Origin of the sequence: Sedimenticola hydrogenitrophicus (genome assembly GCF_029017505.1) — a bacterium.
Classification (GTDB): domain Bacteria; phylum Pseudomonadota; class Gammaproteobacteria; order Chromatiales; family Chromatiaceae; genus Sedimenticola; species Sedimenticola hydrogenitrophicus_A.
The window spans coordinates 45,641-66,267 of record NZ_JAQGEI010000015.1 but is presented as its reverse complement, the minus strand read 5'-3'; the positions used below and the strand labels follow the sequence as shown (position 1 = coordinate 66,267).

Annotated in this window: 18 protein-coding genes; 7 read left to right on the top strand and 11 right to left on the bottom strand. The window is 63.6% G+C overall.

Annotated features, from left to right (window positions below; genetic code table 11):
• Nucleotides 1-274: 274 nt before the first annotated feature.
• The 5 genes from O9K64_RS11315 (at nt 275) to hemE (ending at nt 5,196) form a co-directional block, all read left to right on the top strand.
• Nucleotides 275-682 carry a hypothetical protein gene (locus O9K64_RS11315; RefSeq protein ID WP_275098174.1) on the top strand — a complete coding sequence of 136 codons (408 nt, stop codon included), beginning with the start codon at nt 275-277 and terminating at the stop codon, nt 680-682.
• Complete coding sequence (locus O9K64_RS11310; protein WP_275098173.1) at nt 679-1,887, top strand: FTR1 family iron permease; 1,209 nt, start codon at nt 679-681, stop codon at nt 1,885-1,887. Before O9K64_RS11315 ends, O9K64_RS11310 begins: the two co-directional genes overlap by 4 nt.
• On the top strand, nt 1,884-3,344 hold the full coding sequence (locus O9K64_RS11305) for a 4Fe-4S binding protein (RefSeq protein ID WP_275098172.1): 1,461 nt from the start codon (nt 1,884-1,886) through the stop codon (nt 3,342-3,344). The genes O9K64_RS11310 and O9K64_RS11305 overlap by 4 nt, the downstream gene beginning before the upstream one ends.
• Nucleotides 3,345-3,430: 86 nt before the next feature.
• Nucleotides 3,431-3,955, top strand: a complete 525-nt coding sequence (locus tag O9K64_RS11300; RefSeq protein WP_275098171.1) for an iron transporter — start codon at nt 3,431-3,433, stop codon at nt 3,953-3,955.
• 143 nt (nt 3,956-4,098) lie between these two features.
• The gene (gene hemE / locus O9K64_RS11295; protein ID WP_275098170.1) at nt 4,099-5,196 is read left to right on the top strand and encodes a uroporphyrinogen decarboxylase; all 1,098 of its coding nucleotides are present in this window, start codon (nt 4,099-4,101) and stop codon (nt 5,194-5,196) included.
• 138 nt (nt 5,197-5,334) lie between these two features.
• On the opposite strand, the gene O9K64_RS11290 is transcribed toward hemE, so the two are convergent.
• The 11 genes from O9K64_RS11290 to metH all read right to left on the bottom strand — a co-directional run bounded on the left by O9K64_RS11290 (nt 5,335) and on the right by metH (nt 17,854).
• A complete protein-coding gene (locus O9K64_RS11290; protein ID WP_275098169.1) occupies nt 5,335-6,426 on the bottom strand; it encodes an Opr family porin in 1,092 nt (363 codons plus the stop codon).
• 126 nt (nt 6,427-6,552) lie between these two features.
• A complete protein-coding gene (locus tag O9K64_RS11285; protein WP_275098168.1) occupies nt 6,553-6,687 on the bottom strand; it encodes a hypothetical protein in 135 nt (44 codons plus the stop codon).
• 29 nt (nt 6,688-6,716) lie between these two features.
• Nucleotides 6,717-7,907, bottom strand: coding sequence for a DUF2325 domain-containing protein (locus O9K64_RS11280; protein WP_275098167.1), 1,191 nt, complete (start codon nt 7,905-7,907; stop codon nt 6,717-6,719).
• Nucleotides 7,895-8,113, bottom strand: a complete 219-nt coding sequence (locus O9K64_RS11275) for a hypothetical protein (RefSeq protein WP_275098166.1) — start codon at nt 8,111-8,113, stop codon at nt 7,895-7,897. The genes O9K64_RS11280 and O9K64_RS11275 overlap by 13 nt, the downstream gene beginning before the upstream one ends.
• A 93-nt stretch (nt 8,114-8,206) precedes the next feature.
• The gene (locus tag O9K64_RS11270) at nt 8,207-8,401 is read right to left on the bottom strand and encodes a SlyX family protein (protein WP_275098165.1); all 195 of its coding nucleotides are present in this window, start codon (nt 8,399-8,401) and stop codon (nt 8,207-8,209) included.
• Nucleotides 8,398-9,501: a cell division protein ZapE gene (gene zapE, locus O9K64_RS11265; RefSeq protein WP_275098164.1), complete on the bottom strand. Its 1,104-nt coding sequence runs from the start codon at nt 9,499-9,501 to the stop codon at nt 8,398-8,400. Before zapE ends, O9K64_RS11270 begins: the two co-directional genes overlap by 4 nt.
• 206 nt (nt 9,502-9,707) lie before the next feature.
• Nucleotides 9,708-10,049 carry an ArsR/SmtB family transcription factor gene (locus tag O9K64_RS11260; protein WP_275098163.1) on the bottom strand — a complete coding sequence of 114 codons (342 nt, stop codon included), beginning with the start codon at nt 10,047-10,049 and terminating at the stop codon, nt 9,708-9,710.
• 19 nt (nt 10,050-10,068) lie between these two features.
• Nucleotides 10,069-10,944 carry a response regulator gene (locus tag O9K64_RS11255; protein ID WP_275098162.1) on the bottom strand — a complete coding sequence of 292 codons (876 nt, stop codon included), beginning with the start codon at nt 10,942-10,944 and terminating at the stop codon, nt 10,069-10,071.
• A gap of 73 nt (nt 10,945-11,017) precedes the next feature.
• Complete coding sequence (locus O9K64_RS11250; RefSeq protein WP_275098161.1) at nt 11,018-13,342, bottom strand: hybrid sensor histidine kinase/response regulator; 2,325 nt, start codon at nt 13,340-13,342, stop codon at nt 11,018-11,020.
• A gap of 109 nt (nt 13,343-13,451) precedes the next feature.
• Nucleotides 13,452-13,916, bottom strand: a complete 465-nt coding sequence (locus O9K64_RS11245; RefSeq protein ID WP_275098160.1) for a peroxiredoxin — start codon at nt 13,914-13,916, stop codon at nt 13,452-13,454.
• A gap of 230 nt (nt 13,917-14,146) precedes the next feature.
• Nucleotides 14,147-17,854, bottom strand: coding sequence for a methionine synthase (gene metH, locus O9K64_RS11240; RefSeq protein WP_275098159.1), 3,708 nt, complete (start codon nt 17,852-17,854; stop codon nt 14,147-14,149).
• 190 nt (nt 17,855-18,044) lie between these two features.
• Between metH and O9K64_RS11235 the strand changes: the two genes are divergently transcribed.
• Nucleotides 18,045-19,697: a PAS domain-containing protein gene (locus O9K64_RS11235; RefSeq protein ID WP_275098158.1), complete on the top strand. Its 1,653-nt coding sequence runs from the start codon at nt 18,045-18,047 to the stop codon at nt 19,695-19,697.
• A 454-nt stretch (nt 19,698-20,151) separates the two neighbouring features.
• Nucleotides 20,152-20,583 carry an FKBP-type peptidyl-prolyl cis-trans isomerase gene (locus tag O9K64_RS11230; protein WP_275098157.1) on the top strand — a complete coding sequence of 144 codons (432 nt, stop codon included), beginning with the start codon at nt 20,152-20,154 and terminating at the stop codon, nt 20,581-20,583.
• Nucleotides 20,584-20,627 lie beyond the last annotated feature (44 nt).

The window sequence follows — 20,627 nt, the reverse complement described above, 5'->3', positions numbered from 1 at the left end:
GATCATTCCATCCTTAGGTCCGTAAGCGGTGCATTGCATCCTCGGCTCCGTAAACGGTACATCCCTGTACCACTCCTCTTGCACCACTCCTCGCGGCCAAAAATGAATCCTTGCCAAGAGATGCTGGGGATAGACTTCGCCAAATTTGGAATTGCTGGACAATCAGTGTTGATATTATAATTGCGAATCGTTATTATTAGCCTTCCTGGTTTCTGAACGGGGCCTATGATCGCCTCCGGGGTGGAGGACCGGGCCTGTGGAGTACGGATTCGCCATGAAATACGCTTTTATTTCTCTCTGGTTATTGCTGCCCGCTATCGGTTGGGCCGGCGAGCCCGCCGGCTGGCTGAACGTGGCCGAGGCCGTGGTGGAACATATCGACGCGGCCGAGCAGTCCTACCTGGCCGGGGACGCGAAACAGGCCAAACGCTCGGTGGTGAGTGCTTACTTCGGTGTCTTCGAGGACCGCAAGATGGAGGCGGCCATGCGCATGGAGTTGGGGGCCAAGCACACCTACCAGGTGGAGCGGCGGTTCGGCGACCTGCGCAAGGCGATCCAGAAGGGGCTGGACGGGGCCGAGGTGAGCGCCATTGCCGAGTCGATCCGGGTGGCGATGCGCCGGGATGCGGAGAAGTTGGACCAGGCCGGCATCCCCCTGGAAGTGTTCAAGGTGAACCAGTGAGCCTGCGCTGGCTGCTGCTCCTGCTGTTGTTCCCGGTGGCCGGTTTCGGGGCCGTCGAGACGCCCGACGCAATGCCCGATACATCACCCGATTTCGCCACCGTGGTGGCCGAACTGACCCGTCAGGGCGACCGGATCGTGGCCGAATACCGGCCGGAGGAGGGGATCGATACGGCGGATGCCGTCTCCGGGCTCTATTTCGATATCTTCGAAGGGAGTGGCATGGAGGTGGCCATCGGCATGCGCGACCCGGCGCTGAAAAGTGAACTGGAATCGCGCTTCGGCAAGATCATCGGACTCGCCTCGCGTGAACGTGCCGCTGACGAGGTGGCGGCCGCCTGGCATGAACTGCGCACCCAACTGGAACAGGTAGCCGACGCCCAGCAGCCGGCGGAGAGCGATTTCTGGGGGCTGTTTGTGCAGGCGTTCCTGATCCTGCTGCGCGAGGGCTTCGAGGCGATGCTGGTGATCACGGCACTGGTGGCCTACCTGCGTCGTCAGGGCGCGGCGGAGCAGGTGCGGGTGGTCTATCACGGCACGGCCTGGGCGCTGCTGGCGAGCCTGCTCACCGCTTGGCTGTTCAGCGTGGTGCTGCAGATTTCCGGTGCCGGCCGGGAGGCGCTGGAGGGCGTCACCATGCTGCTGGCCGCGGCGGTGCTGTTCTACGTCAGCTACTGGCTGATCTCGAAAAGCGAGGCGGCCCGCTGGCAGGCCTTTATCCATGACCAGATCAGCAGCGCCCTCTCCCGGGGCAGCCGCTTCGCCCTGGGCCTGGCGGCGTTTCTGGCGGTCTACCGCGAGGGTGCCGAGACCGTGCTCTTCTATCAGGCGCTGAGCGGCCAGGCGGATGGCCAGTGGTGGCCGCTGCTGGGCGGTTTCGCCCTGGCCCTGGCCGCGCTGCTGCTGCTTTACCGGCTGATGCAGGCGGCCTCGTTCAGACTGCCCATCGGACTCTTTTTCACCCTGACCGCGGTACTGCTCTACTATCTGGCCGTCACCTTTGCCGGGAATGGTGTGCTGGAGCTGCAGGAGGCCGGCTGGCTGGGGATCACCCCGGTTGACGGGGTTGCCCGGATCAGCTGGCTGGGCCTCTACCCCACCCTGGAGAGCCTGTCGGCCCAGTTGCTGCTGCTGATCCCGCTGCCGTTGGCCATGGTCTGGTGGTGGAACCAGCGCCGTCGGGCACCGGCCGGGGCCGGGTCGTGAATGTACCGGTATACCAGAAGCTGACCGGCCACCCGGTGGCCGGGCAGCTGGCGTCCATCCCGATACGGGTGGCCGGGACCCTGGACGCCCGCCTCGCCGGTCCGCTGGAGGCCTTTTTTGTCCGCCACCGGGAGCGGCTGGTATGGCTGCATGCCGGCATGTTCCTGTTTTTCCTTGCGGTGATCTTCGTGCCGCTGTTGCTCCCCGAGGCGGCGGAAGATTCCACGCCGCTGACTAATTTCACCCGCTTTGCCAATTACGCCATGTGGGGGCTCTGGTTCCCCCTGGTGTTTCTCTCGGTGATCTTCACCGGTCGCAGCTGGTGCGGCCTGCTCTGCCCCATGGGGGCGGCCTCCGAATGGGCGAACAAGCGGGGGCTGCAGCGACCGATCCCGGCCTGGGTGCGTTGGGAGGGGACGCCCATTATCAGTTTTCTGCTCATCACCCTGCTGGGACAGACCGTGGGTGTGCGTGATCACCCGGAGGCGGTGGCCGAGGTGTTTGGCAGCACCCTGTTGGCAGCGATCGTGCTGGGCTTCGTTTACGGGCGCAACAAGCGCGCCTGGTGTCGGCATATGTGTCCGATCGGCCTGCTGCTGGGGGTGTTCTCGCGCATCGGTGCCGTGCAGTTCGCCCCGAAAAGGAAAAAATCCGGCGGTGACCGGTTTACCGAGAAGGGGGTCTGTCCGACCATGATCGATATCCCCCGCAAGGAGGAGTCGCGCCACTGCATCGAGTGCTTCCGCTGTGTCAATCCCCAGTCGCAAGGGGGGTTGTTCCTGCGTTTGCGACGGCCGGGCGAGGAGATCGAGCAGATCCGCCGGCACCATCCCAATCCCTACGAAGTGGGCTTTCTGTTCCTGGGTACCGGGATTGCACTGGGCGGCTTTCTCTGGCTGGTACTGCCCCAGTATCAGCAGCTGCGCCAGGCGGTCGGTGGCTGGTTCATCGAGCGCGGCTGGTACTGGATCGGCGAATCCGGCCCCTGGTGGCTGATGAGTGTGCATCCGGAACGGCGCGAGGTGTTCAACTGGCTCGATTTCACCCTGATTGTCGGTTTCATGCTGGCTGTCATGCTGCTCCTAAGCCTGCTGCTGTCATTAACCACCGGGTTGTCTGCCTGGCTGGCCGGGCGGCTGGGCGCGGATCGCGGTTTGGCGGAGCGGTTTGTTGAGTTGGGCTATCAGTACGCGCCGGTAGCGATGGTCTCCCTGGTGCTGGGCCTGGGGGGGGAGCTCTTTTCACCCCTCACCACCCTGGGTATGTCGGCCGCCATGGTCGGCCTGGTGAAAGGGGGGCTGTTCAGTCTCGGCCTGTTCTGGAGCCTCTATCTCGGACGGCAGATATTGATCCATCAAGGGCTGCGGGGCCACGGATTGTGGGTGCCCCTGCTACCAGGCGTGACAGGAAGCATGTTGGTTGGCCTGGCTTGGTGGCCGGCCGTATTCGGAATTTAGTAACGCCCCGTCGGGGGTGAATCTCCTGGCGGGTTTTTTTTGGCTCAGTAACGCGAATGAGTCGTATTATAATGCTGGAGAGTTATATGAAAAGAGGTGCATTGAGTCTGGCCCTGGCGGGTCTGTTGGGAAGTGCCGTCGTCAGCGCCGGCGAACAGCCGATCGGTGATCCGGTGGAGCTGAACGGCATGGAGATTGCCGCGGTCTATCTGCAGCCGACCAAGATGGAGCCGATGCTGCCCGGCATGGGCAATACCGATATCCACCTGGAGGCGGACATCCACGCCATCAAGGGCAACCAGAACGGTTTCGGCGAGGGTGAATGGATGCCCTATCTGGATATCAGCTACACCATCACCAAGCAGGGCGACGGCTGGTCGACCACCGGCAGCTTCATGCCCATGGTAGCCTCCGACGGCCCCCACTATGCGGACAACATCAAGCTCAACGGCCCCGGCAAATATCACCTGAAATACCACATCAAGCCACCGGCCTATAATGGTTTCTATCGGCATACCGACAAGGAGACCGGCGTCGGTGCCTGGTGGGCACCGTTTGACCTGGAGTGGGATTTTGCCTTTGTCGGCGTGGGGAAGAAAGGCGACTATTGATCGCACGGTCACGGCCTGACAGGTACGCACGGCGCCATGGATTGCCACTGGCGCCGTGTGTCGTTGGCGGTTTCGGTGTAAACTCGCCCCCTTACCGGCATTACGGGCCGGTTGTCTCTCGGTGTCAACAAAGGAAACCCGCTGTGTCCAGCTTGAAAAACGATCGATTTCTCCGTGCCCTGCTTCGTGAACCCGTCGACATGACCCCGGTCTGGATGATGCGCCAGGCGGGTCGTTATCTGCCGGAATACCGGGCCACCCGGGCCAGGGCGGGCAGCTTCATGGATCTCTGCATGAACCCGGAACTGGCCTGCGAGGTGACCCTGCAGCCGCTGGAGCGTTTTCCCCTCGATGCCGCCATCCTGTTTTCCGATATCCTTACCATTCCCGACGCCATGGGCCTGGGGCTCTATTTCACCGAGGGTGAGGGGCCGAAGTTCAAGAACCCGGTGCAGGACGAGGCGGCCGTCGCCGCGCTCGGCGTGCCCGATCCGGAGGATGATCTGGGTTATGTCATGGACGCGGTACGCACCATCCGCCGCGAGCTTGATGGGCGGGTACCGCTGATCGGCTTCTCCGGCAGTCCCTGGACCCTGGCCACCTACATGGTGGAGGGGAGCAGTACCAAGAATTTCGCCAAGGTGAAGGAGATGATGTTCGACCGGCCCGACCTGATGCACAGCCTGCTGGGCAAGGTGGCGGAGTCGGTGATCGGTTATCTCAATGCGCAGATCGCCGCCGGTGCCCAGGCGGTGATGGTGTTCGATACCTGGGGCGGGGTACTCAGTCCGCGTGATTACCAGCTCTTCTCGCTTGCCTACATGGAGCGGATCGTCAAGGGCCTGGTGCGCGAGAACGAGGGCCGCCAGGTGCCGGTGATCCTGTTCACCAAGGGTGGTGGCCAGTGGCTGGATGCCATGTCCCGCACCGGCTGTGATGCCCTGGGGGTGGACTGGACCACCGACCTGGCGGATGCCCGCATCCAGGTTAAGGACCGGGTGGCGCTGCAGGGCAATGTCGATCCGAGCATTCTCTATGCCGCGCCCGAGCGTATCCGTGAAGAGGTGGGCCGGGTGCTGGCCAGCTACGGTCACGGTCCCGGGCACGTGTTCAATCTCGGCCACGGCATCCACCCGGATGTGAATCCGGAGCATGCCGGGGTGCTGGTGGAGGCGGTGCATGAGCTGAGCCAGGCCTATCACAGTCCCGGGGTGAAGGGGAAAAGCTGGGGCAGCGACTGATTCATCGGCCGCTTGAACGGGCGCATAAAAAACCCCCGACCGGGAGACCGGTCGGGGTTTTTTATTTCGTAGTAGCCGATTTGGCCCAAACACCAATCGGCGTAGGGGCAGGCTCTTATGCCTGCCCCGGTGCGTGGATCAGAACGCGTAGCTCAACATCAGGGTCAGTTTCTCATAGTCGTCGCTGGCGGCGTCGGCATCGATATCGGCATAGACCAGGTCAACGCTGAGGTTCTCGGCGATCTCCGCCAAGTCATAGCCCAGGGTCAGATTGATCTCCCGCTCCTCGGCATTGCCGGCGTAGTCGCTGTTGCCGACCAGCAGCCCCAGGGTGGCGTGGCCCAGGCTGTACTCGGCGCCCAGGTACCAGGTTTGGGCATCGGCCTCATAAACCTGGTTCCCCTCCTCGAAGGGATTGATGTTTTCACCCAGGTCATCCAGATGGCCCACACCGCCCTGCTTGTCGGTTTGGATATAACCGGCCGCCAGGGCTAGTTCACCCAGGGCGCCGCGCAGCTCCAGGTGCAGGATGGCGCCGTCCGCCTCACCCGTCACATCCACATCCGAGGTGGCGTAGTGGGCGGTCAGGCCCAGTCCGGAGCCGTGTTCGAAATCGGCCTTCAGGCCCAGGCCGTCGAATACCTCGTCCTCATGGATATAGTAGGGATTGAGCAGCAGCCCCTCGGCCGGTGCGATCTTCGCATCCAGGAACCAGGCGCCGTCGTCGCCGATGTCGGTGAAGCTGTCCTGCAGGTCGTCCTCGTCCGCCACCGCCAGGCTGCGGCTGTAACCGGCGGTGAGTTCGGTGTTGGGCAGGGTGTCGCTGGTCAGGGTCAGGGCCTCATGAAAATCGGCGACCCACTCCAGATCGATCTCCTGGCGCCCCAGCACGGCACCGAACCCGTCACCCCGGTAGCTCATATACGCCTCGGTCACCAGGGTGCCGACGCCCTCGTCCGAGTCGTCTGAATTCTTCTCGTAAACCTCGCTGCCGTGGCGCAGGGCGAGCCCGAGCTGCAGGCCGTTGAGTGGCGCGGTCTCATATTTCAGCCCGAGAAAACCGGTGCCGTAGGCGCTATCGGCGGCGCTCCGGTTGTCTATCCCATTGTAATAAAGATTGAGATCGCCACTGACGGTGCCGTTCTTGAATGCGTCGGCCAGGGTATCGGCCTGTACGTTGTGCATGCCCAGTAGCGACAGCATCGCTACGCCAAGATATCGCTTTTTCACGTGTTCCCCTTGTATCTACTGATGGCTTGTTAAAGATCTTGCCGATTGCCGGCAACCCGCCCCTTGGGCCGGGTCGTCGTCGTTTCACTTATTTTCATGCCGCGGTGGTACCGCCCTCGGATCACGCTAGCCCCCCGCGAATCCGCTCAGGCCGGCCAGCAACAGCGCCGCCAGGGCGGTTGCCCAGAGCAGTCCGGTCGAGATGCCGCTCAGGGCCCAACTCCGGCGGGACCGGGCGGGCGTTTGGGTGGTGATATTCATTAGCATGGTGATTGGCGGCCCAATTGGGCTTAAGTATCCGTCCGGCTCAGCTGGGACAGCTCCTTGGCGAAGGCCGAAAGGCCGGAGCTGCGCAGCGGTATGAAGGCCTTGGCGTTCTGTTTGCAGAAGCGTTTGACCTTCAGGCAGGCATCATGGCTGATGCAGTCGATCGGGCAGAACACCATGTCCGCCTTGCTCAGCAGGCAGTGCAGGTTGGCCCGGCTCTCCTCCACGCCCCCGTCATGGTGCTCGAAGCGGCCATGGCATTTTTCCACCAGGGTGCGGAAGTGGGGGGACAGCGAGGTCCGGCCGCCCACGTAGACGATCTGTCGCCCACAGAGGTCGGTTGCCGGTGCGGCGGCTGCCTGATCGGTGACCAACAGCTGATGGAAGGCCAGCTCGGCGGCCTGCTGTTCCGCTTCGGCCTCGCGGAGTGCCGTCCGCGCGGACTCCAGCTGTTCTTGCAGATGGTCGTTGCGCCGGCTCAGGCTGATGAGTCGGCGCCGGGTCCGCTCCAGCTGCCGCAGTGACTGGGTCAACTCGCGTCGGCTGGCGCAGAGCTGCTCACTCAGGTCGGCCTCGGTGGGCGCGGACGCCTGCTTGTCCCGGGCAAGGCGGCGCAGCAGTTGCGCCTCCAGCTCTGCGATCACCGCGTCTTTTTGCGCCAGCTGCTGCCGCTGTTGGCGGGCCGTGTGCAGCGCCGACTCCCTCAATTCGGCCATGCCGGCTTCCAGTGTGGCGAGGCGCCTCAGGTCCGCACGATTGGAGGCCCCGGCCAGGTGCGACAGCATATGCACGTCGCCATAGACCCGTTGGATCAGCTCCGGACTGGTGTGCGGGAGCGTCACCAGGCCCCAGAAGGGACCAGCGATATCACCCGTCTGCAGGGCCTGCGCCCAATGGCTGCGCAGCGCCTTGTCGTCGCCCTTGGCCAGCTGGCTGATGGGGGTGCGGTATTTTCTGTCCAGCAGGCGGGTCAGCAGCCGGGCGGCATGGCACTCCTGGCCGGCACTGGCGACCAGGGCGTTATGGGCGTCATAGTCGCTGTGTTTCGGCTCCAGGATGAGGCCGGCCTGGCGGATCACCTTATGCAGTTCCTGCAGGGTCAGGCAGGTGCCGAGGATGGCGCAGTGAAAGCGCCGGTCAACCTCCCAGAGCCGCAGCCGTCTGGATGCGGGTGCCCGGGGGGGCGCAAAACGTTTCTTGGTCAGATCGCACACGGTGCCGGTTCTCCCGCGGTGAATCCCAGACGCTCGGCATAGCTGAGCCCCTCGTCCTGGATATCCTCCAGGCTCAATTCGCCACTCTCCAGCAGGGGGATGATCCAGGCGGCGCCGCAGCGCAAAATCTCCTGACCTGTCTCGGCATCCAGCAGGCGCAGGCAGGGATCGCTACGTTCCAGCCAGGCATCTATGACACAGCGCATCTGTTTGTCTCCTTGTGACTTGGAGATCGATGATAATCATTATCATTCGCATGTCAAGATGCGATGGATTCTTTCTTGCAGGCGGGACAAACATTAATAATGCGGCGGGATCTCGTTGCCGCCATCCTCGGCGGGTGACAGGTTGCGCATCTGCTGGTGCAGCTCCCTGATCGCCTGCTGCAGGGTAGTGAGCTGGTTCTGCAGCTGGCTGACGGTCAGGTTGAGCTGATGAATGGCGTCTTCCTGGAAGGCGACGCGGCTCTGCAGGTCGATGATTTCGTTGTTCATGCCTTATGCTCCCGGGACAGGTATTCGATTGACTGCATCTCCTGCAGCCGGCTGACGGCGCGCTCAAACTCGGCCTGCAGTCGCTCCCCCTGATACAGCTCCCGCGGGCCGGCCGCCGCGCTGATGATCAGTTTCACCCCGCGGTCGTAAAACTCGTCCACCAGGTAGACAAGGCGCCGGGCGGCGTTATCCAGTTCGCCGGTCAGTAGCGGGATATCCGATATGATCACGGTATGATAACAGCGCGCCAGTTCTAGGTAGTCGGCCTGACTGCGCGGTGGGCCGCAGATGGCAAAAAAGTCGAACCAGACCAGATCGTCGGCCAGCCGCTCGACCGCTATCTCCCGCCCATACAGGGTGATGCTGCCGCCGCGCCGTCCCGGTTCCGGCGCCAGCTGATCGAACTCCTCATCGAGGCGTTCGCTGACGGCCGCTTCCAGGGGGGTGTGGTAGACCGTGGCCTGTTCCAGATAGCGCAGGCGGTAATCGGTGGCGCTATCCAGATGGATCACCCGGGTATGCTGTTTGATCAGCTCGATGGCGGGCACGAAACTGGCCCGCTGCAGGCCGTTGCGGTAGAGGTGGTCCGGTGCGGTGTTGGAGGTGGTCACCAGGGTGACACCGCGGCTGAACAGGTATTTCAGCAGCTGTGCCAGGATCATGGCATCGCCGATATCGGTGACGATGAATTCGTCCAGGCAGAGGATGCGGGTGCGGGCGGCCAGCCCCTCGGCGACCTGCTCCAGCGGATTCCTCACCCCCTTGAGGCGGTTCAGCGATTCATGGGTGTCGCGCATGAAGTGATGGAAATGGATGCGCAGCTTGGCATCGAACGGGAGCTGGTTGAAGAAGATATCCACCAGCCAGGTCTTGCCCCGGCCGACACCCCCCCACAGGTAGATGCCCTTTTCGGGGGTGATTTCCTGACGCTGCCTACGCTTCAACAGGCGGCTGAAGAGATCCGCTTCCGCCGGCGGCGGCGCCGGCCGGATCAGCCGCTGGTAGAGCGTCTGGAGTTCAGCGACCACGGCGGCCTGATCCGGGTCCGCCAGCACAAGGTCCTGTTGCAACTGTTGCCGGTAATATTGCTCGGGTGTCATCCGCGCAAGAATACCGGAACAGGCAGGAGATTGCCTAGGAGCCTGTCGGATTTAACACTGACCTACTGCGGAAAAGCCGAATTTGGCCATATTTTTCGATCTTTCTCGTTAAATAGGTCCACTATTCGCCTCGAAAGATCGAAAAATCTGGCTCAAATCGGCTTTCCCTCGCTACGGTCGGTCAAAACCGACAGGCTCCTAGTTTGTTACTCCTTGTCCCCGGAATAGCGCTCGTCCAGATTGGCCGGACAGAGCACGCTGCGCATGGTGCCGATCAGGGTCAGCAACTGGCCGTTACGAATCCGGTAATAGATGCGGTTGGCCTCTTTCCTTGCGACCACGATATGCTTGTTGCGCAGCTGCTCCAGGTGTTGCGAGATATTGCTCTGGGAGGTGCCGGTGCGCTCCACGATCTCGCCCACCGACAACTCGTCATCGCCCAGGGAGCAGAGAATCTTCCAGCGCAGCGGATGGGCCATCGCCTTGAGGGCATTGGCCGTCAGCGTGGTGTCTTCATATTCCAGAGGTGGTTGGCCTTGATCGTTCATGTTTAACTCCTGTTACGGCTCAGGAAGGCATGCCGGCTGCGGAGGTGTCCGCTGCCGGCACATCCTGCCGGATATAGCCGCTCATGTCCTTGGCGATACATAAAATATCGGTAATCTCCCCACACGAGTCGGTTACGGCGCTCCGCGAGAACAGAATCGGAATGCGCCGTCCCTCACGGGTGATGAAGCGGGCCTCGATCTGGCTCAGGGCACCGACCCGGATCAGCGCCTCCAGCCAGGTGCCCATAAAGGCCCCGGCCTGCTCGTCACCCTCTTCTTCAAAGATATCACCGATGCCCATTCCCAGCAGCTCCTCGTCGCTGTAGCCCAGCATCTGCCGCAGCGCCGGGTTGACCTCGCGGATCTTTCCTTCGGGGCTCAACACCAGCAGCGCCTCACCCATGTAGTGGATGATGTTTTCCAGGTGCTGTTTGGCCTGGGCCAGTGCGGCGGTGCGCTCGGCCACCTTCTGTTCCAGTACCCGGTTGAGCTGGCGCTCTTTCTCGATCAGGCGGAAATAGGTGCTGATCTTGTTGATCAGCTGGTTGTCGTCGATCGGTTTCAGCAGATAGTCCACCGCCCCCACTTCATAGCCCTTCTGCTGGAACTCCCGGGTCTTGAAGGCGGCGGTGAGGAAGATGATCGGTATGTCCCGGGTCTTTTTGCGGATCTTCAGCATGGAGGCGGTCTGAAAGCCGTCCATCTCCGGCATCTGCACATCGAGAATGATCAGGTCGATGTGGGATTCACCGAGGGCGATGTCCAGTGCCTGTTGCCCGCCAGTGGCCTCCAGGATGGCGACGTCCATATGCTGCCGCAGCAAGGTGCGCAGGGTGAACAGGTTGTGCTCGTGGTCGTCCACGGCCAGGAGGGTAAATCCACTATAGCGGTTCATGCGGCACATCCCTGTGCCGCACCCTGGCGGGCGGCCTTCGGCCGTGAAAATAGTCTCTCCTGCCAATTTTTCATTATTCGGTGTCTACGGCTTCCGCTGGAAGAAGTTGTCCTAACAATTGGTGCAGCGCGCCCGGGTCGATCGGTCGCCGGATCAGGGCATCCGCGCCGGCCGCCAGACAGGCCGCCTCGGTCTCGGATTCCGCTTCGCTGAGGATGGCGAGCACCGGCAGCGGTTGGGCCTGTTTGATGCGTTTGATCGTATCACAGCCGTTGTCACCGGGGGGTATGACGTCGATCAACACCAGGGCGAATGGTTCGTCGGCCATCAGCTCGGCCGCCTCGCCGGCACTTTCCGCCGCCGTGACCCGCAGGCCGGCCTGTTCCAGCAGCGGGGTCAGTTGCAAGAGGTGATGCAGATTGGCATCCACCACCAGCACCGAATGCCGGCCCAGATAGGGATCGGGGTTCACGGTTTCCGGGGTGCTGGGGGGGGGCCTCTCCTGCTCCGGGGCCGCCGACTCCGCCGCGCGCAGAGCGGGCCCCAGTTCAGCGGGTAGCAGCAGGGTGAACCGGCTGCCCTGCCCCGGGCGGCTGCGCAGGCGGATATCCCCGCCCAACAGCCGGGCCAGCTGGCGGCTGATGGTCAGGCCCAGGCCGGTGCCCCCGTAGCGGCGGTTGGTCGCGCCATCGGCCTGCTTGAACGCCTCGAAGATCTCCGCGTGTTGCTCCGCCGGAATACCGATTCCGCTGTCGCTGACGCTGATCTGCAGGGCGTAACTGTCCGCATCCGCCGGGTCAGCGGCGGCCACCCGCAGCACCGCCTCGCCCGTTTCCGTGAACTTGACCGCGTTGGAGAGGAAATTCTTCAGGATCTGGCGCAGTTTGTCCGGGTCGCTGGTGATCTGTGCCGGCGCCGTCCGGCCCAGTTCCAGGCGCAGTGACAGCCCCTTGGCGTCAAACTGCGGCTGGACCAGCTCCACCAGGCCCTGCAGCAGCGGGATCACGGCAACGCTTTGCGGATGCAGGGGGGTGCGCCGCGCCTCGATGCGGGAGAGATCGAGGATGTTGTCGATCAGCGCCTGCAGGTCGCGGCCCGCCTCGTGGATGACCCGCGCCTGTTTGAGCTGATCATCGCTCAGACCATGCTGCGCGCCGGCCAGCAGTTTGGAGAGCAGCAGGATGGAGTTGAGCGGTGTCTTCAGCTCATGGCTGATATTGGCCAGGAACTGCGACTTGTAGCGGTTGGACTCCTCCAGTTCCCGGGCGTGGGCACGCAGGTGGCGCGAGGTGCGGCCATGCTCCTCGGCCAGGCGGGAGAGGTTCATGCCCAGGCGCTTGAGCTCCTGGGGGCCTTTCCAGTCGAAGCTGACCGGGGTCTCCTCCTCGAGGATCTGCTGAATGCCGTCGATCAGTTCGCGGCTCAGGCGTTCCGCCCGTTTCGCCAGCCAGCGCGAGGCGAGCCAGGTGGCCAGCATCAGCAGGAAGATAATGCTCAGTACCCGCAGGGTGAGGGCGTTGCGGAACTCGGCGATGGGCGAGGGATCCACCCGCCGACCGACCCAGAGCGAGCGCGACCGCTCGGTGCGGAACATCGGCACCCACATGATCTGCTCGTTGGCCCCCTTCCAGAGCACCGGCTGCTCCTCCGCGAACAGCGCCGCCAGTCCGGGGTACCGTGCGAAGGCATTGCCGGTCGGGGCGTCGGGGGCGGGAATCTGCAGAAAACTGCCGTCATTGTTGACCCACAGGGTATCGCGGTAGAAACGGGCGATGCCGCCCACATCGATATTCAGCATCACGGCGCCGATGGGCGGGCGGTTCTCCCGGCCCAGGATCGGCGTCACCAGCCGCAGGGTCATGAAGCGGCGCGGGTCCAGGGCACCCGCGACCGGATTGAGGCTGAGCGCGCTCACCAGCACCCGCCCCGGCTCCGCCTGCAGCGCGGCGCTAACCAGCGTTTCGGGGGCCTTGCCGGGACGCCGGACGGTGGGTTGCCAGGACTGGTTCTCAGGGTCCCGGTCGAGCCAGAACCGCTCGTCGCCCCGGGCGTCGAGGAACACAATCTGGACGATATCCAGCTGTTCCTGGAGGATCTGGTTGATCCACTGGATGTAGCGGGTACGTGCCAGATCGATGGTGTCGCTGTCACCCGCCTCCTCTTCACCCAGCAGCGTGCCCGGTTCCGGCAGCTTGGCCAGCAGCCGTACCATCTCGTGGCGACTGGCCAGGTGCTGGTCGAGATCACGGAAGTCGGCGCGCAGGTTCTGCAGGTGCGCCTTCTGATAGAACAGGTCCATGCGCTCCAGCACCAACGGCAGATTGATCGCTACCGCGATCAGCAGCGGAGTGAAGGCGAAGGCGAAGAAGAACAGCAGTATCTGGGTGCGGAGTTTCACATCAGGTTGCTAAACGGCTACCGGTGCAGGCACATTAACCCAGGCGGTGGATATCCGCAAAGCGTGGCGGGTCTTTTCGAGTGCCCCGGGAGTCTGTCCGGGCCGGGGGTCAGAGTGCCTTGACCAGTTCCAGCACCACCTGGGCGTGGCCCTTAGGCTTCACGTCATAGAGGGCGTGGCGGATGACGCCCTGCTTGTCGATGACGAAGGTGGAGCGCTGGATGCCCATGCGTTTCTCGCCGTGCGCCTCCTTCTCCTTCCACACGTAATAGTCCTGGCACAGGGTACCGTCGATATCGGCCAGCAGCCCGATAGTCAGCCCGTTCTTGTCGCGAAAATCGCCATGGCTGAGGCAGTTATCCATGCTGACCCCGAGCACATCGGTTTCCACGGCCTGGAAATCATCCATCAGATCGGAGAATTCCAGGGCCTCGATGGTGCAGCCCGGGGTACTGTCCTTGGGATAGAAATAGAGCACCAGATTGCGCTTGCCCAGATAGTCTCCGAGCTCGGATTTTTCCAGGTCCGCATTGGGCAGGGCAAAATCCGGCGCTTGATCACCGACTTTCAGCATGACTCCTCCTCAGGTGTCGTGACTCTCTCTAGTTATGGCTACTGAATCTATTGACGTTGCCGGGGCGCGTCAACCTCTGGTTTGTTACTGTAATAGTGGCACAGGATTCTCCGCCGGCGGGCGAATGGCGCTCCGTTCTGTGCGATTTTTCGGTGGCCCACAGGGCGGGTGGTGCCCGCCGATGATGGCGCCCATAGGGCGCGCCTGTACCGGGCTATGCGGGGGACGGTCTAACCCGCGGACGTTTCGGGATCGTAGCCGAGATTGGGCGCCAGCCAGCGCTCCGCCTCCGCCAGGCTCATCTGCTTGCGCACGGCATAGTCGGCCACCTGATCGCGGGCCAGTTTGCTCACGGCGAAGTAACGCGCCTCGGGGTGGCTGAAGTAGAGGCCGCTGACGGCGGCGGTCGGCACCATGGCCATGGCATCGGTCAGCCAGATACCGGTCTGGGCCTCCACGTCCAGCAGCTCCCAGAGGATGCGCTTCTCGGTGTGATCCGGGGTGGCCGGGTAGCCGATGGCCGGGCGGATGCCCTGGTACTGCTCCTTGAGCAGGGCGCGGGTATCCAGCGCCTCATCGGCGGCGTAGCCCCAGAACTCGCGGCGCACCAGCAGGTGCAACTGCTCCGCCAGCGCCTCGGCCAGGCGGTCGGCCAGCGCCTTGAGCATGATGGCGCTGTAGTCGTCGTGCTGGGACTCGAACTCTGCCACCTTCTGGTCGATACCGATGCCGGCGCTGCAGGCGAAGCCGCCGATATAATCCTTGATGCCGCGCCCTTCCGGGGCGATAAAATCGGCCAGGCAGTCGTTGTAGCGGCCGGCCGGCTGCTTGCCCTGCTTGCGCAGGAAATGGAACCGTGTGGCGACATCGCTGCGGGCTTCGTCCCGGTAGACGGTCACGTCATCACCACAACTGTTGGCCGGCAGGATACCGATCACGGCGTTGGCGCGCAGCCATTTCTGCTCGATGAGCTGCGCCAGCATGGCCTGGGCGTCGGCGAACAGCTTGCGCGCCTCCTCGCCCTTCTCCGCATCCTGGAGGATCTTTGGATAGCTGCCGCGCAGCTCCCAGGCGTGGAAGAAGAAGGTCCAGTCGATCAGCGGCACCAACTCCGCCAGGTCGACGTCCTCCAGCAGGTGGATGCCCGGCCGCCGGGGTAGCGGTGGCCGGTAGCTGTCCCAGTCGATAGGTGCCGGGTTGGCCCGGGCCTCGGCCAGCGGGATCAGGTTGCGGTTCTCCTGCTGGCTGGCGCGGCGTGCCCGGGCATCGGCATACTCGCTCTTGATCCGGCTGATGTACTCATCGCGGCGATCGGCGGAGAGCAGGCTGCTGGCCACGCCCACGGCGCGCGAGGCGTCCGGCACATAGACCGCCGGGCCGCTGTAGCCGGGATGGATCTTCACCGCGGTGTGGATCAGCGAGGTGGTGGCGCCGCCGATCAGCAGCGGGATGCGCATCCCCAGCCGCTCCATCTCCCGGGCGATATGCACCATCTCCTCCAGGGAGGGGGTGATCAGGCCGGACAGGCCGATGATATCCACCTTGTGCTCGGCCGCCTTCTGCAGGATGGTCTCCGCCGGCACCATCACCCCCAGGTCGATCACCTCGTAGCTGTTGCACTGCAGCACCACGCCGACGATGTTCTTGCCGATGTCGTGCACGTCGCCCTTCACCGTGGCCAGCAGGATCTTGCCGTTGGGCTGGCTGGTACCGACGCTCTTCTCCTCCTGGATGAAGGGCTCCAGATAGGCCACCGCCCGCTTCATCACCCGCGCCGATTTCACCACCTGGGGCAGGAACATCTTGCCGGCGCCAAACAGGTCGCCGACCCGGTTCATGCCGTCCATCAGCGGCCCCTCGATCACCTCCAGGGAGCGCTTCACCCCCTGGCGCGCGGCCTCGGTGTCCGCCTCGATATACTCGGTGATGCCCTTCACCAGGGCGTGTTCCAGGCGCTGCTCCACCGGCCAGGCGCGCCACGCCAGGTCCTCCTTCTGTTCCATCGCGGCGCCGTCGCCGCGGTATTTCTCGGCGATCTCCAGCAGCCGCTCGGTGCCGTCGGCGCGGCGGTTGAGGATCACGTCCTCCACCCGCTCGCGCAGCTCCACCGGCAGGTCGTCGTAGATCGCCAGCTGGCCGGCGTTGACGATGCCCATGGTGAGGCCGGCCTGGATGGCGTGATAGAGGAACACCGCATGGATCGCCTCGCGCACCGGGTTGTTGCCGCGGAACGAGAAAGAGACATTGGAGATACCCCCGGAGACCAGGGCGTGAGGCAGGGTGGCGGTGATCCGCCGGGTCGCCTCGATGAAGTCGACGCCGTAGTTGTTGTGCTCGTCGATCCCGGTGGCGACGGCGAACACGTTGGGGTCGAAAATGATATCTTCCGGCGGAAAGCCCACCTGCTCGGTGAGCAGCTTGTAGGCGCGGCTGCAGATCGCCACCTTGCGCTCCAGGGTGTCGGCCTGTCCCTCCTCGTCGAAGGCCATCACCACGGCGGCCGCGCCGTAGCGGCGGATCAGGGTTGCCTGGCGGAGGAAGTTGGCCTCGCCCTCCTTCATGGAGATGGAGTTGACCACCCCCTTGCCCTGGATGCACTTGAGGCCCGCCTCCAGCACCTCCCACTTGGAGGAGTCCACCATTACCGGCACCTTGGCGATGTCGGGTTCGGTGGCGATCAGGTTGAGGAAGCGGACCATCGCCGCCTTGGAGTCGAGCATCGCCTCGTCCATGTTGATGTCGATCATCTGGGCGCCGTTCTCCACCTGCTGGCGGCAGATCTCCAGCGCCGTGTCGTACTGCTCCTCCATGATCAGGCGCTTGAACTTGATCGAGCCGGTGACATTGGCACGCTCGCCCACATTGACGAACAGGCTGTCGCGGTCGATGGTCTGGGGCTCCAGGCCGGAGAGGCGGCAGGCGCGCGCGATCGTCGGCAGCGGCCGCGGCTGCCGGCCGGCGATGGCCTCGGCCATGGCACGGATATGCGCCGGGGTGGTGCCGCAGCAACCGCCGACAATATTGAGGAAGCCGCTGGCCGCCCATTCGCCGATCTGTTTCGCCATCGCCGCCGGATCCAGGTCATACTGGCCGAACTCGTTGGGCAGGCCGGCGTTGGGGTGGGCCGAGACGTGGGTCTCGGAGATGCGTGACAGCTCCTCCACGTACTGGCGCAGCTGGTCCGGCCCCAGGGCGCAGTTGAGGCCGATGGAGATCGGCCGGGCGTGGCGCAGGGCGTTGTAGAACGCCTCGGTGGTCTGGCCCGACAGGGTGCGGCCCGAGGCGTCGGTGATGGTGCCGGAGATCATCACCGGCAGGCGCACGCCCTCCTCCTCGTACACCTGTTCCACGGCGAAGATTGCCGCCTTGGCGTTCAGGGTATCGAATATGGTCTCGATCAGGATCAGGTCGCTGCCGCCCTCGATCAGTCCCCGGGTCGCCTCGGCGTAGGCGGTGACCAGGTCATCGAAGGTGATATTGCGGAAACCGGGGTCGTTCACGTCCGGCGACAGCGAGCAGGTGCGGTTGGTCGGGCCCAACACGCCGGCGACAAAGCGCGGCCGCTGCGGGGTGCTGGCCGCGTCCGCCACCTGGCGGGCCAGGCGCGCCGAGGCGAGGTTCATCTCGTGGCTCAGCGACTCCATCCGGTAGTCCGCCATGGAGATGCGGTTGGCGCCGAAGGTGTTGGTCTCCAGGATATCCGCCCCGGCCTCCAGATACGCCTGGTGGATGTCGCCGATCAGTGTCGGCTGGGTGATGGAGAGCAGGTCATTGTTGCCCTTCAGATCGCAAGGCCAGTCGGCGAAGCGTTCGTCCCGGTAGTCCGCTTCCACCAGACTGTGACGCTGAATCATGGTGCCCATGGCACCATCCAGGAGCAGGATGCGCTGCTGCAACAGGGCGAGGAGTTCTGCGGTACGGTCTTTGGGGCGGTTCATGGATCAACTCGATTGCTAGAGAGATAGAGCGGCCTATTATAGGGTGCTCCGGGGGTGCAGGGGAAACGCCGCGGGCGGGACCCGGTTAGTCGTTGTTGTTGCTGGAAAAAGTATCGACATCGGGCCGCTCTATGGGCGCAGTACAAGAAAACGATCCATTTTTACCCGGGAAAGGGATACACTTTTGCCTATGACCTGGCTGGCCCAACAAAATAAAATCACCATGCTTTTCAAGCGGTTGTTGCCATTGCTGTTGTTGCTTTTCCTCGGTGGCCCGGCGGCAGCGGAAACCATCCGGGTCGGTATTCACGAAAATCCCCCCCTGTCGCTGGTCGACAGTCAAGGGGTGGCGCGGGGGTTTGTCATCGACCTGCTGGATCTGATCGCCGCGGCCGAGGGCTGGGAGCTGGAGTACGTCCCCTGCGACTGGGATGAGTGCAACCAGCGGCTGGCGCTGGGTGATATCGCGATGCTGTCGCCGATCTCCTCCAACGAGGCCAAGCAGCGCCGCCTCGACTACAACCGCGAGAGCCTCTACGTGAACTGGGGGCAGATCGTGATGGCGGGCAAGGATGTGATCAAGTCCCCCCTGGACCTGGCGAACAAGACCGTGGTGGCGCTCTCCAGCGATCCCCACTTCGCCGATCTCAAGGAGCTGGCCGCCCGTTTCGACATCAATGTGCGGTTCCTCGAGGTGAGTGACTACGAGTCGGTGCTCGCCTGGGTCGACCAGGGGCCGGTGGATGCCGGGCTGGTGCCGCGTTCGTTCGATCTGGCCGGCTTCCGTCAGTACCCGCTGATCAAGTCGTCGGTGATCTTCAACCCGGCCGAGATCCGGGTCGCCCTCTCCCCGTTCAATGGCCAGATCCCCAACGCCAAGCGCATCCAGCGGCTGGATTATCACCTGACCCGCCTGAAGGGCGATCGGGAATCCTCTTTCTACCAGCTGCAGGAGCGCTGGTTCGGCGATACGGCGACGCTGGAGATCCCGGAATGGCTGATCTGGGTGCTGCTGTTCCTGATGCTGCTGATGCTGATGCTGGCCATTGGCGTGCTGCTGCTGCGCAGTCAGGTAAGGGTGCAAACCGGAGAGATCCGCGAGATGAACCAGCGGTTTACCGCCTTCATGCAGCATCTGCCGGGCATCGCCTACATGAAGTCGGCCTCCGGGCGATATCTGTTCGTCAATCCGGCCTGGGAAAGAACCAATCACCTGAGCGAGGCGGCGGTGCTCGGCCGTAGCGCCGCGGATATCTGGCCGGAACGGGATCTGGCGACGCGGTTGCAGGAGGAGCGCAGGGTGCTGGAGGCTGGCGAGGTGGTGGAGAGCACCGAAATCCATCCCTGGGGCGATCGTCCGACTCAGTGGCAGATGGTCCGCTTTCCCATTACCGGACTCTCTGGTGAAATGGAGATGGTGGGTGGTATCGGACTCGATGTGACCGCCCAGCAGGAGACGGCACGGGAGCTGAGCCACCTGCACCAGCAGCTGGAGCTGCTGCTGGAGTCCGCCGGCGACGGCATCTGCGGCCTCAACGGCATCGGGCGTTGCACCTTTGCCAATCCAGCCGCCCTGGAGCTGCTCGGCTACAGCCGCGAAGAGCTGACCGGCAGCAAGTTTCACGATCTGGTGCAGCACACCCGGGCCGATGAGACCGCCTTCCCCGAAGAGGAGTCGCCCGTGTATGGTGCCTACCGTCAGGGCCGGCGGACGCACCCGCTGGTCGGGGTGTTCTGGCATGCGGAAGGCGCGCCGTTCGCGGTGGAGTACTCGGCCTATCCGATCGCCAACGGCGAGCTGCCCGGCGCGGTGGTGATCTTCCGGCCGGCCCGTGCCGGCTAAGGGCTCGCGCAAGAATAATTTCGTAGTACCGAGGGCGTCACTGGACCATGCCGGCAAGGCACGCTTTGCAGGCGATGGCCGCTCCCGGCCTTCCATGGCCTCCGCGGCATAAGTCCATCCATGGACAAACCTGTTCCCTCGCCAAAAAGCCTAACGCCGGCGGCGGGGTCCAGTGGCGACCGAATACCGGAACTTATTTTTGCGCGAGCCCTAAGGCACAAACCCGTAGCTCACGCTGGGGCGGCACGGCATGACAGCGTTGGCTGGGCAACGGGGCTGAAATCATGCCATGATAAAATGGCATTGTTCCCCTATCCTCAGGGGATAAGGAGTCCGGTAGACTCCTTACGGTTTGTTAGCCGTGTACTTGTGCGTGGTGGCAATCCTTCAGGGCGGTCCGGGTGCCCGTGCCCTGCCCGCCAGTTCAATCGACGCAGATACCAGGAGACGATCCATGTCCACACCACAACCTGGCCAGACGGTCAAAGTCCATTACACCGGCATCCTCGACGATGGCACCCAGTTTGACTCATCCGCCGGCCGCGAGCCGCTGGAGTTCACCTTGGGGGAGGGGCAGGTGATCCCCGGTTTCGAACAGGCGCTCGCGGAGATGGAGGAGGGTGAATCCCGCACCGTGCATATCCCGCCCGATCAGGCCTATGGCGAGCATCAGCCGGAGCTGGTGCAGCAGGTGGATCGGGCACAGATCCCGGCCGAAATCGAGCTGGCCGTCGGCGTGCAGCTGCAGGCCCAGGGGCCGGAAGGCCAGGTGTTTCGCCTGGTGGTGACCGAACTGGCGGAGAGCAGCGTCACCCTGGACGGTAACCATCCGCTGGCCGGCAAGGCCCTCACGTTCGAGCTGGAGCTGGTGGAGATCGCCGCCTGATCCATGATCCTAGTATCCTCAGTTGGACGGCCGCCAGGGTGCGT